Origin of the sequence: Caldicellulosiruptor sp. DIB 104C, from assembly GCF_028198085.1 — a bacterium.
GTDB classification, from domain to species: Bacteria; Bacillota; Thermoanaerobacteria; order Caldicellulosiruptorales; family Caldicellulosiruptoraceae; genus Caldicellulosiruptor; species Caldicellulosiruptor saccharolyticus.
Map to the genome: position 1 here is coordinate 1,944,357 of NZ_CP116337.1, position 11,692 is coordinate 1,956,048.

Annotated in this window: 10 protein-coding genes; 3 read left to right on the plus strand and 7 right to left on the minus strand. The window is 34.3% G+C overall.

The annotated features are described in order from the left end of the window. Positions 1 to 201 precede the first annotated feature (201 nt). Positions 202 to 378 carry an HTH domain-containing protein gene (locus PGC14_RS09695; protein WP_011916256.1) on the minus strand — a complete coding sequence of 59 codons (177 nt, stop codon included), beginning with the start codon at positions 376 to 378 and terminating at the stop codon, positions 202 to 204. Positions 379 to 557: 179 nt separating this feature from the next. Between PGC14_RS09695 and PGC14_RS09700 the strand changes: the two genes are divergently transcribed. From PGC14_RS09700 to PGC14_RS09710, 3 genes are all read left to right on the plus strand, one after another. Continuing rightward, positions 558 to 1,265, plus strand: coding sequence for a hypothetical protein (locus tag PGC14_RS09700; RefSeq protein WP_271628778.1), 708 nt, complete (start codon positions 558 to 560; stop codon positions 1,263 to 1,265). Positions 1,266 to 1,395: 130 nt separating this feature from the next. After that, positions 1,396 to 1,821 (plus strand): helix-turn-helix domain-containing protein, encoded by a 426-nt coding sequence (locus PGC14_RS09705; protein ID WP_271628779.1) that lies wholly within the window; start codon positions 1,396 to 1,398, stop codon positions 1,819 to 1,821. Next, complete coding sequence (locus PGC14_RS09710) at positions 1,814 to 3,034, plus strand: MFS transporter (protein WP_271628780.1); 1,221 nt, start codon at positions 1,814 to 1,816, stop codon at positions 3,032 to 3,034. The genes PGC14_RS09705 and PGC14_RS09710 overlap by 8 nt, the downstream gene beginning before the upstream one ends. A 65-nt stretch (positions 3,035 to 3,099) precedes the next feature. Here the strand turns inward: PGC14_RS09710 and PGC14_RS09715 are convergent, their stop codons facing one another. From PGC14_RS09715 to PGC14_RS09740, 6 genes are all read right to left on the minus strand, one after another. Next, on the minus strand, positions 3,100 to 4,740 hold the full coding sequence (locus PGC14_RS09715) for a response regulator transcription factor (RefSeq protein ID WP_127352545.1): 1,641 nt from the start codon (positions 4,738 to 4,740) through the stop codon (positions 3,100 to 3,102). Between the two features lie 17 nt (positions 4,741 to 4,757). After that, entirely contained in the window at positions 4,758 to 6,596 is a 1,839-nt protein-coding gene (locus PGC14_RS09720) for a sensor histidine kinase (RefSeq protein WP_271628781.1), read from the minus strand. 2 nt (positions 6,597 to 6,598) lie between these two features. Beyond that, positions 6,599 to 7,930 carry an ABC transporter substrate-binding protein gene (locus PGC14_RS09725; protein ID WP_127352547.1) on the minus strand — a complete coding sequence of 444 codons (1,332 nt, stop codon included), beginning with the start codon at positions 7,928 to 7,930 and terminating at the stop codon, positions 6,599 to 6,601. Positions 7,931 to 8,091: 161 nt separating this feature from the next. Beyond that, positions 8,092 to 9,594: an ABC transporter substrate-binding protein gene (locus PGC14_RS09730; RefSeq protein WP_127352548.1), complete on the minus strand. Its 1,503-nt coding sequence runs from the start codon at positions 9,592 to 9,594 to the stop codon at positions 8,092 to 8,094. Between the two features lie 88 nt (positions 9,595 to 9,682). Beyond that, a complete protein-coding gene (locus tag PGC14_RS09735) occupies positions 9,683 to 10,588 on the minus strand; it encodes a carbohydrate ABC transporter permease (protein WP_271628782.1) in 906 nt (301 codons plus the stop codon). A 29-nt stretch (positions 10,589 to 10,617) separates the two neighbouring features. After that, entirely contained in the window at positions 10,618 to 11,562 is a 945-nt protein-coding gene (locus tag PGC14_RS09740; protein ID WP_271628783.1) for an ABC transporter permease, read from the minus strand. Positions 11,563 to 11,692: the final 130 nt, after the last annotated feature.

An 11,692-nucleotide genomic window follows, 5' to 3' on the forward strand; every position in this document is an offset into this window, starting at 1 on the left:
AAACTTTTTGTGTATTGAAAGGTGACATTAAATTATACATTAAAAAAAAAGAGGGGCGCCTATCATTTAGCCCACCCTCTACATATCAATACCTTCTATATTACAAGTACCCTAATTAGGGAAGTTTCTTTATTTTGTTTCAACTTTCTTTGCACCTTCACTCAAAGGCTTTCTCTACTTTTTCAAAATTTCCAAACATTCTCATTTTGCCTTATAATAACAGCGCTTTGGCGACTCTATCAGACCTTCATCTTTAAGATCTTTTATTGCCTTTTCCACTTCCTTTTTATCAAGCCCCGTTTTTTCAACAATGTCTTGGGTTTTCAAGGGCTGGTCAGAGCTTTTTAGCGCCTGCAACACAATTTCTTTTGAATCCATTTTTGCTCTCTCTCCTTTCACACTTTTAAAATGTTAAATCTATTTTTTCACTCTTTCAGTAAATATATTACCACTATTTCTTAGTTCTTTAACAGAAAGAGAAAAAGATCGGCAAGGAATGATATAATTTTAAGTAGAAAACAGCAACATACAAAAGCTAAGAAGGAGATGATGAGCAGGTGAAGAGCTTATTGTCTTCTTCTTATATGTTAATGTTTGACAATTATTATTCTTTCCAGCCAAGACTCAAAAGCTTATGTAAAACAGTTGATCTTAGCAATATAAGATCAACAAGATATATGTGTTCAAAAATAACTCTAAAAATGATTTCTGAGAGAATTAAAAATATAAAAAATTCATTGTGTTTCCTTGGCTCAGGTGACTTTCATCATTTTTCATTGGTGCTTCTCAAAAACATTTCTCAAAAAATCTCTTTAATTGTCTTTGATAAGCACGTTGATTACTCAAACTTTTTTGAAGGATTTGTAAGCTGCGGCTCGTGGTTAAAAGATGCATGCGATTTAGAAAATGTAGCTGAGGTCTTTGTACTTTCAGAGGAAAAAAAGAATGTTGAAAATCAAAAGCTAAAAATAATTTCACCCTTAGAATACAGAAAAATCCAGCCTCAATTTGATATTTACATAAGCATTGACAAAGATATTTTGAATTCTTCTTCTTTAAAAACAACATGGGACCAAGGAAGCTGCGATGTCGCCACCCTTTTTGAGATTCTTTCCTACTTTGCTTCTAAATACACCATAATTGGCTCTGATGTTTGCGGAGAACCACCTGTCAATTTCTTTTCGCCTGAGCACAAGAAAAGTGAAGATATTAACTTGAGATTACTAAATTTTTTCACATCAAGTTCACAACTTTTAGCTGGATGAGAAACATCTCCTCTATTTTTTTTGCACCTTTTCCTTGGTGAAGATTATTTTGCATTGCAATTTAGATTCATTTAAACTATAATATAACTATAAATTAACTGTAACTTAACTATAATTTGAGGTGATTTTAATGGAAAAAGAGGTTTTGAATTTTGAAGAGGCGGCTAAGTTTTTGGAAATATCAAGCAAAACGTTTAATCAGCTTTTAAAGGATGAAGATATCCCTGCACGAAAGATTGGAAGAGAGTGGCGGTTTTCAAAAAAAGCCTTGCTTGAGTGGCTTGGTAAAGGCTCATCAAGGGATTATTTCAAAAATCAAACTATTACACGGTTTGAAGAAGTAAAAAGTGGAAAAACTGAAAACTTGATCTCACACGCAAAAGAGATACTTGACACAATTGCACAAGAAAAATCAATTACCATTGAAGACAAAAAATTTGAATTTCCTGATAACGTAGAGATGGAGGTAAAAATTAAAAAAAGAGTTGACACCATCAAGTTTGAGCTTGAATTTGAATGGCAGAATGAGGAAAAAGGAGATGAAGAGGATGAATAATAAGAATTCAAAAATTCAGGAAAAGAAAGTCTTTGGTATACCGTGGAATGCGTTTATATTTGGTTTTGTGAGCTTTTTAAACGACTTTTCAAGTGAGCTGACAATAAGAGCACTTCCTCTTTTTTTGAAAAATGTTCTGAATACAAAAACATCTATTATAGGGCTTATAGAAGGAGTGGCAGACTCAACTGCAACAATTCTAAAAATCTTCTCAGGGTATCTTTCTGACAAGTTAAATCAGCGAAAATGGCTTGTCACTTTGGGCTATGGCCTTTCTGCAATTTCAAAACCGCTTTTGTACTTTGCAAACAACTGGGTATTTGTACTGATAATAAGGTTTCTCGACAGAGTGGGCAAGGGTATTAGAACATCTCCAAGAGATGCACTCGTAGCAAATACCACAAAAAAAGAGGAACTTGGAAAGGCGTTTGGTTTTAATAGAGCAATGGACCCGGCAGGTGCAATCCTGGCACTTTTGGTAGGCTCTGCAGTTATCTATTTTTCCTCAAAGAATGCAATTAAACTTACAGACCATTTATTTAAAATTTTAGTTTTAATTTCAATCTTCCCAGTATTTATTGCTCTTTTTCTCATAGTTGCATTTGCTGTAGATGTTAAAAATGGAAACAGCAGTACAAACAAAGTGAACCTCTCTTTAAAAGGTTTTGACAAAAGATTTAAGCTGTATCTTCTCACAATTGCAATCTTTACACTTGGTAACTCTTCGGATGCGTTTTTGATACTTCAAGCTCAAAACAGAGGTTTGAGTATCTTAGAGATATTTTTGATGTTAGCGGCATTTAACTTTATCACCACAATCAGTGCCTATCCAGCAGGACTTCTTTCAGATAGAATAAAACGTCAACATTTAATTGTCGCTGGCTGGATTGTGTATGCTCTGATTTACTTGGGCTTCGGCCTTGCAACAAAGACATACCAAATAGTCATTCTGTACATTCTATATGGTCTCTACTATGGACTGACAGAAGGTGTTGAAAAGGCACTTGTTGCTGATTTAGTTAAGCCTGAAAAAAGAGGAACCGCTTATGGACTTTACAACGGAGCTGTTGGAATATTTGCATTTCCTGCAAGTTTGATAGCTGGATTTTTGTGGCAATACATCTCACCTTCCGCACCGTTTATATTTGGTGCAGTCCTTGCAATTATCGCTTCTATATCTCTTTTGAAAGTGCTCAGCTTAAAAAGAGATTAAAAATGGTTACTCGAAAATTGATAACCTGGGGCCAGCTCAATATCAAAAGCTGTTGCCCCATTTTTCTATCCATTCAACCTTACATTCTTAAACTTTACTACTTCTTTGTACTCAGAGGGGCTATAACCTGTATATCGCTTAAATATCCTCGAAAAATAGTGAGGGTCCGGGATGCCCACTTTATCTGCCACCTCATATGTTTTCAAATCAGTTGTTGCAAGAAGCTCTTTAGCCTTCTCAATTCTGTATTCATTTATAAAATCAGAAAGATTCTTTCCTGTTTCCTTTTTGAATAGTCTACTTAAGTATGAAGGACTTACAAAGAACTTTTCCGAAATCTCTGAAAGTGATATTTCATTGTAAGAGTAGTTTGCTTTAATGTATTCAATCACCTTTTTAATTAAGCTGCCCATCTTGCTCTGGTTGTGCTTTTGTACTTCTTCGATTGTCTTTTGGATTGACATTTTAAGTACACCATTTAGCTCAGAAATACTTTTACATTTTAAAATCTCACTCAAAAACTCAATGTCTTGCAGCTTGTCTTCTTGTTCATATTGGCTTGAGCTTGACAAAACCTGAGCTTTTATCATGTTGATCTCAATTAACATAAGATAATATAGATTGAATATATATTGTTTGTCAGCCTTTGATTTTTTTAGTGTCTCTTCAAGTTCTGATAATAGTATATCTATATTTGAAATATTGCCATATCTTACATTTGAAATAATTTCATTTTTCAAATATTTTAATTTTTTATCATCAACATACACAAAAAGATGTGAAAGGTCCTTGTAATATATTATGTCTTCATTGTCAAAGTAAAACTTGTAGTTAATAGCATCAATGCACTCTTTGAATTTGTTTGGAAGCTCTACAATACCGTAACCCCATGTACTGACAACTAATGTCAGATCTATGTTAAAACATTCAATAGCTGCTTTTTTGAGTTGTTTTAAAAGTTCAAAAAACTCTAACTCCTCTTTTTTGGAAGGTTCACATTCAAAACTTACAACATAGACTGCTTGAGAATTGTTTAGGTATATTGTATATATAGAACAATCTTTATCAATAAAATCATTCAGTATATTAGAAACACCCAAAAGATACAAATGACTATTTGGTTTTTCGTTTTCTTCTTTTATTCCACATTCTGCCAAAATCATGACAAAGTTCTTTATATCAATTTTGTATACTTCTGCCATCTGGACAATTTCATCTTCATTTGTAATCATCTCAAATATGACATTGAACAAAAAGTTTTCTCTCAAAATTGGCAATTTCTCTTGTAAAAGTCTATTTATCTTCTCAAGTTCTTCTATCATTGTTTTTTCTTTATTTATCTCGGCAATAGCTTTTTGAACAACATTTATTATATCTTCCACCTTTGTTGGCTTTAGCAAAAAATCAAATGCACCAAATTTTATGGCTCTTTGAGCATATTCAAATTCTCTGTAAGCCGTGAGAATAATAATCTTGCACTGAGGCAAAATGGCCTTTATTCTCTCAATTAGCTCAATCCCATCCATGTTAGGCATTCTGATGTCTGTAATGACTATGTCAGGCGTAAACTTTTTAATAAGCTCTAAGGCCTCCTCGCCAGTTGAAGCTTCGGCACAGATCTCACAGTCAAAATCTTTCCATCTAATTACATTTCTAATTCCCTTTCTTATAAGCATATCATCATCAACGATTAAAATCTTGTACATCTTTAAATTACCCCTCTTTACAAGTATTCTAAGTTATCTTCATAGACCTTTTCTATTGCCTCAATCAAAATTTCTATCTTTATTGTGGTGCCCTTATTAGGCACACTTTCGATTGAAAAGTGAGCATTACTACCATATATCAATTTTAATCTCTTTACAACATTCAGAAGTCCAATTCTTGTGTATGATTTTTCTTCTTGTTCTTGGTCAAACTCAAGCTCATTTGCAAGACCATCACGAATTTTATTTAATTTTTCTGGATTCATCCCTATCCCGTCGTCTTTCACAATTATGTTGAGCTTTTCATCAAACACATAACATCCAATAAAAATCTTGCCTCTCCCTTTTGGTCTTATCCCATGAAAAACAGAGTTTTCTACAAGCGGTTGAATTAAGAGTTTTGGAATTCTAAACTTTAAAGCCTCTTTGTCTGCGTCAATCTCAAGTTTCAGATTTTCCTCTCCAAAGTTTATCTTTAAAATAGAAATATACGAAGTTATGTATTTTAGCTCCTCTTCAAGAGGCAAGAATTTTTCTTCTTTCAAATTCACCTCTAAAAGTCTTGAGAGGGCTATCACAACATCACTAATTTGAGATACCCCGTTTAGCTGCGCAAGCCAGTTAATTGATTCTAATATGTTAAATAAAAAATGAGGATTGAGCTGACTTTGCAGCGCTTTTATTTCAGCTTCTTTTCTCGTTATTTGCTCTTTGTAGATAGAATTTATAAGATGATTTATCTTCTGTACCATGCTATTGAAGTTCTCAATTAAAAGCCCAAGCTCATCTTTTCGCTCAAGGTCATTTATTGTAGTATACTCCCCACTTCTTACTTTTTTTGTTGCCTCAACAATAGCCGAGATTGGTTTTAAAAAATCCATAGAGAGTAAAAGAGCTGTAGCAGAGGTTATCATGAAGGACAAAAAGCAAAGGATAATTAACCATATGCGAAGTTTATCTATATCTTTAAAAAGAACTTTTACAGGTATTGATGTTACAATATACCAATTTACTTCTTTTATCGGCAAGACATTTACAATAGACTCTTTCGAGGTATATGTAACAACGCCATTTTCGTTTTTTATACTATCGGTAAGCTTCATAACCTCTTGTTTGTTGAGCTGTCCTTTTGTACAAACGAAGGTGTTTTGACCAATGAGCGAAATTGCTTGACTTTTTTCTGCAACAAGCTCTGAAAATGTCTTTGTAAACAGTTCGGTATTTACCATAATTGCTAAAATTCCTTGAAATTTTAACGTCTTAGGATTATTAATGAGCCTTACAATAAGAACAACTGGGTTATTTTCGTTTTCACCATCGATATTTGCAACATACCACACAGGTTTTCCATCGCCGTTTGATGCTATACGGTAGAGTCTCTCAAATGTAATGGCCAGTGGTACAATCTCATCAAGTCCCTTTTTCTGAGATGTGTTGTCAACTATACACAGTTTCTTGTCTTTTGTAAAAATTCCAATAGATTGAATATCACGATGTCCTAAGATTATCTTTCTAAGTTTATTCGTAAATGAGGCAACATCGTCGTAATAGTCAATTTTTCTTTGGGCTTTTTCAAGTACATTATATAACTCACTTTGATACAATACATCTTGGGTAATCAGATTTAATTCATTTATTTTATCAACAATTCTCAATCTTGCAGTTTTTATAACATCAGAGGTGTAACCAATATACTTTTCGAAAATCAGGTCGGAAGAAATTCTAAAGCTTACAACACCTATCAGTATTATTGGAATAAAGATTTGGATATATGCAACTGCCAAAAATTTCTTGTCTATTGAAATGCTTCTGTAATATTTTAAAAACCTATCCAAAATTCCTTTACTTTTTCTCATACTTATTCACCCAATTTTTTCATATTCTCTTCCCATGCCAAAATAGCTTTTGCCCAAAACTGCTCAGGCGTAATTTTGTCATTTAGAACATAAGGAATGTTTTTAGTAACAACCTCGTCCCAAATAGTCCTATCAATAAAATGGTCAGGCGGTGAAACAAGCACATCTGCATCTTTAATAAGCCCTTCAGCCTTTGCTCTGAGTGGATTTGTAATTTTTGGTGGATTTGTTATTTTCACGTTTGGAATAAGTCCCGTCCTCTCAACAAAGATTCTTGCTGTTTTTTCTGAGGTGAGATACTTTAAAAGTCTTATTGCTGCATCCCTCTTTTTGGGGTCTTTCCAGCAAGATGCGCTCATATAAAATGTTCCTCCACCAAGCCCATAAATTAGCTGTCTCTTGCCACCTGATATTACCTGAGGGAAAAAATATATATCTACTGTTTTTGGATCACATTTTGGAATAAACCAAGACCCTTGAACAATCATAGCTGCCTTTTTGGATAAAAATAAATCATTTCGCTGTTTGCTTGTAAGAGTATAGTAATTATCAGGAAACGCTCCTATTTTGTAGAGCTCTTTTAAGTAATCCAGCGCTTTTATGTAAGATGGTGATATCTTATGACCTTTTAAAGGGTTTTCCACTTCTTGCTTTGTCCCAATTGCAACTACTAAGTTTTGATATATGTACGTACCTTCTGGCTGAGCATTGAAAGCAATGGGAATGATCCCTTTGGCCCTGAGTTTTTTACACACGTCCTTGAGCTGAGTAAAATTTTGAGGTACTTTCAAATGATATTTTTCAAATATGTCCTTGTTTACAAAAAGACACTCAACAATTGTCTCAAAGGGGAGTCCATAAATTTTCCCATTCCACATAACATATTTCCACATATTAGGATAAAAACCTTGATACCACTTTCTATCACTTTTTAGCACATTGGTTAATTCAGCAACTTTATCGTTTTTAATCAATATATCTCTAACAGACCCTGGGAAAAGACCAAAGACATCAGGAGAGTTTCCTGAAGCAAAATCAGTTTGAAGTTTTATCAAAAAATCATCACCAAATAAAGACTCATTAACAACCATAATATCCTTATTCTCTTCTTGGAACTTATTCAAAACAAATGAAAGTGTGTCAGCATAAGGGTCAACACCCCCCCATGAACTAATAAATCTCAGCTCAGTTTTAATATTTGTTTCATCATTGGCAATCATTATGTTTTCTTGAATGTTTTTTTGTGTATTCAAAATTAGCATCAATATTATTGTAATGGTAGTTATTAGCGGTATGAAAAAGCTAAAGTAAGCTATCTTCTTTTTACTAAACATTAAAAATCCCAACCTTACACTCTTGCTTGAATAACTACATTTTTAATTATATTTTACCTTATCTTTCATGCCCCAATCAATTTAATTAATTGACTAATATTAGTAACAAACGGGATACCAATATAAAACTGACTATTGGTATCCCGTTTGTCTATATTTTTTTATTTCTTTCTTCCAGTCTTCTTTAAGAACTCATCATATTGTTTCTGAGCTTCTTTTATTATAATGTCAACTCCAGCTTGTTTAAACTTCTGGATTGCCTGTGGTATATACTTATCTGGGTCAACAGAACCTGTCTCAAGAAGTGGAATGTACTGTTTCCATACACTCTTGCATGCAGCAACTTGAGTCTTAACCTTTGAGTCATCAAAGTTAAACCCAAGGCTCAAAAGTGGCAGTGCTTTCTTGTTATACTCTTCAAAGTTTTTCCACTTGTTCGGGTCTTCATTCTCATAGATGTAGTTTATAAACTGGTTACCAAACATCCAACCAAGACCTGGGCTGTAGTCCTTTGCTTTTGGACCAGGAGCAATAATACCTTTCTTTTTATCTTTGAATACGTAGTGCTGACCTTCGATACCAAAGTTTACTAAGTTGTTTAGATACTTGTCTGTGTTGAAGAGCTCTAAGAACATGAGTGCTCTTTCAGGATTCTTAGATTTTGCATTTATTGCCTGCATTGAACCAATACACTCTCTTGTAGACATAACAGGTGGTGTGATGTCAATCTGCTTCCACTCATATCCTGTTGAGATTGACATTTCAGCATCTTTACCAGGTTTTAAAGACTGTGGCATTACGAATACCTTTCCTGCCTTCAAATCTGACATCCAGTCTGTAACCTGAGCTGCGTCTTTTCTGATGTAACCTGCCAAGTAATACTTTCTTACTGTCTTAAAGAGAGCTTTTGTATTTGGCTGTTCAAGTTCATTTACTATCTTTGTACTCTTGTTATTTGGATAGAGTGAAACAGGAACATCATCATCTACAACCTTATCCCAGTCAAGCAAGAATCTTGGAGACTCACCTGCATATGCTCCTAATGGATATACTCCCGGCTCTTTTTGCTTAATAACCTTCAGATATGGCTCTAAATCTTCTAACTTCTTAACTTTTTTGAACATGTCCTGAAGCTTATACTTCTTTACCAAGTCCATTCTTACAATAAATCCCCAGTTATGAGCCTTTTCTTTGTTTGCAGGAATTGCATACAAAATGCCATTAATTGAAGCACCCTTTATAAAATCATCACCTAAAAGCTTCTTTGTCTTTGGTGCATACTTTGAAAGAAGGTCATTTCCTGGTTTGTTGAGTGGTAAAAACGCACCTTTTGCAACGTTAGTTCTGTAGTTGTTTGTCCAAATAGCTGTAAAACAGATGTCAAATGGCTCACCAGCTGCAATCTTTGTCTGCATTCTGTCGTTGTACTCGCCCCAGTCAAACATTGTCATTTTGATTTCAGCATTGAGTTTTGGTTTAATGTACTCATTTACCTTTTGGTTAATCAAATCCCAGTCTTTCTGTGGTGTACCGATGACATACCATGTGAGTTTAACATAAGGAAGTTTAGATGAAGATGCTGCAAAGCCACTTACGATGCCAATCACGCTTGTCAACGCAAACGCTAAGATGAGCATTACTACAAAGAACTTTTTGAGTTTCACAAAAACCAACCTCCCCAACTTTTTGTTTTTTATTATAAGCCCCAAAGCCTGTTAAAACCAGACTTTTGAGGCCTATATCCACCACGCATTATCCTTTGATAGCACCTATTGTAAGACCTTTAACAAAATATCGCTGGAAGAATGGATAAGCTAAAACTATTGGACCCATTCCCAAAACTGCCATTGCCATTCTTGCAGATTCTGCAGGTATGTCAGGCGGAATAGATGGATTCATCGCTAATTTGGAAGCAATCTCTGCTAAGTATTGTATTTTTTGCTGAACCCTGTACATTAAATATTGCAAGTTATATAGTTCTTCCTTTTCAATCAACATAAACGGAAGCCACCAGTCATTCCAGTACATTATTGCTGCAAAGAGTGCTATTGTTGCAAGTCCCGGCTTTACTAATGGAATAACTATTTTGAAAAATATAGTAAATTCCCCGGCACCATCAATCTTGGCTGATTCAATTATAGAGTCAGGCAAGGACATTGAAAGGTATGTTCTAAAAATCAAGACGTACCACATATTCATTACATATGGAAAGATGAGAGCAAAAATTGTGTTTTTCAAATGCAGTACATTTACACAAACTATATACCACGGCACAAGTCCAGCGTTAATCAACATTGTGAAAAATCCAAAGAAAGTGAAGAATTTTCTATACTTAAAATCTTTTCTGAACAGTACATATGCGTACATTGAAACTACCGCAACACAAAGAAGTGTACCTACCGCAGTTACAAATATTGTAATACCATACGCACGTGCAATTGCAATCCCTTGCCCAAGTACAAAATCATATGACTTTGGACTAAATTTGACTGGAATTAGTCTATAGCCTACTTGTCTCATTGCCTCATCATCACTTAGAGATATAGCAACAACTGCCCAAAGAGGAACTAAGCATAAGAAAGTTATTAATAAAAACACTATGTGTAATATCACTTCTGCCGATGTCGATATTTGCATAAATTTGCTTTTTGAATGCATGAATCCTCACGCCTTTCCTATTTTGATTGTTAAAAGAGAGCTTTTTCTGGATCAAGTCGTCGAACAATTAGATTTGAAGTCAACACTAATATAAAACCCATTATCGACTGGTAAAAGCTTGCTGCCGAAGCCATTCCTATGTCATTCATCCCCATTAATGTCCTGTATACATATGTATCAATGACGTTTGTAACATCATAGAGTGCACCGCTGTTCATAGGAAGCTGATAGAAGAGACCAAAGTCTGCATAAAATATTCTTCCTATACCAAGCAGGACAAGTACCACTACCAGTGGAGACAAAAGTGGAAACGTGATATGTTTTATCTGTTGCCACTTGCTCGCTCCATCAATAAGCGCTGCTTCATAGTACTCAGGATCGATTCCTGTAATTGCAGCTAAATATATAACCGCATTGTATCCTGTGTATTTCCATAGATTTGCTAAAATAAGTATCACCGGCCATGGTTTTGGCTCAACATACCATGCAATTGGTTCTATTCCAAGTTTAGGCAAAATCAACGTATTTAATATTCCAAGGTCAACACTCAAGAATGCAAACGCCATGTATGCAACAACAACCCATGATAAAAAGTAAGGCAAAAACATTACTGACTGGTAAAACTTTGCCATAAATCTTGCTCTCATCTCACTTAAGGCAATTGCAGTTGCAATAGCAGCTAAATTACCAAGAACAATGAATGCTAAGTTATATAAGAGTGTATTTCTTGTAATTATAAATGCATCAGGCGTTTTGAATAGAAATTCAAAGTTTTTAAAACCAACCCATGGACTTTTTAAAATTCCTACATCATAATGTACATCTTTAAAAGCGATGATAAGACCAAACAGTGGAAGATAAGAAAATGCAATCAGGAGAATTACCCCAGGTAGTGCCATTATAAATAATGGAAAATTTTTGTTAAGTTCTTTTACAAAACCAGAGCGTGAATATGTGCGCTGACCACTTCTCATCTTGCATGTTCCCCTTTCTATGTTAAATCTTTGGAAATATCCCTTGTGCTGAGTTTGATTTTCAACTATAGTTTACAATCTTACTTATAAAAAATGAATTGATAAAATTGCATTCTTTTTGTTAATTATT

Excerpts from the sequence above, each read along its gene's own strand:
- PGC14_RS09695 (WP_011916256.1), bottom strand. The coding sequence starts at position 378 with ATGGATTCAAAAGAAATTGTGTTGCAGGCGCTAAAAAGCTCTGACCAG.
- PGC14_RS09705 (WP_271628779.1), top strand. The coding sequence starts at position 1,396 with ATGGAAAAAGAGGTTTTGAATTTTGAAGAGGCGGCTAAGTTTTTGGAA.
- PGC14_RS09710 (WP_271628780.1), top strand. The coding sequence starts at position 1,814 with ATGAATAATAAGAATTCAAAAATTCAGGAAAAGAAAGTCTTTGGTATA.
- PGC14_RS09715 (WP_127352545.1), bottom strand. The coding sequence starts at position 4,740 with ATGTACAAGATTTTAATCGTTGATGATGATATGCTTATAAGAAAGGGA.
- PGC14_RS09720 (WP_271628781.1), bottom strand. The coding sequence starts at position 6,596 with ATGAGAAAAAGTAAAGGAATTTTGGATAGGTTTTTAAAATATTACAGA.
- PGC14_RS09725 (WP_127352547.1), bottom strand. The coding sequence starts at position 7,930 with ATGTTTAGTAAAAAGAAGATAGCTTACTTTAGCTTTTTCATACCGCTA.
- PGC14_RS09735 (WP_271628782.1), bottom strand. The coding sequence starts at position 10,588 with ATGCATTCAAAAAGCAAATTTATGCAAATATCGACATCGGCAGAAGTG.
- PGC14_RS09740 (WP_271628783.1), bottom strand. The coding sequence starts at position 11,562 with ATGAGAAGTGGTCAGCGCACATATTCACGCTCTGGTTTTGTAAAAGAA.